1 protein-coding gene is annotated in these 235 nt (G+C 60.9%); it reads left to right on the top strand.

Going from position 1 to position 235, the window contains the following annotated elements:
• Positions 1-56: 56 nt before the first annotated feature.
• A partial coding sequence (gene traF / locus KVT28_RS28025) for a conjugal transfer protein TraF (protein ID WP_368734949.1) occupies positions 57-235 on the top strand: 179 nt, incomplete at its 3' end.

Here is a 235-nt window from a genome sequence, read left to right on the forward strand (position 1 = left end):
CCGTTTGGTTACAGCTGAGCGCCGGCAGGCGCGCCGACGTCGTTCACTGACAGATTGTGCACTTCGTCCGCTCCGACTGCCCGTACTGCCACCGCTTCAACCCGATCCTGAAGCCAGTGTCAGAGCAGACCGGCATCGGCGTGTTCGTTTACAGCTTTGACGGCAAGGGCGATGCGGTGTTTCCAAAGGGCATGCCGGGCAACGAGGGCATCCTGAAGGACTTCTTTGCGGAGCT

The organism is Pantoea sp. GbtcB22, assembly GCF_019091025.1.
Classification (GTDB): Bacteria; Pseudomonadota; Gammaproteobacteria; order Enterobacterales; family Enterobacteriaceae; genus Pantoea; species Pantoea leporis.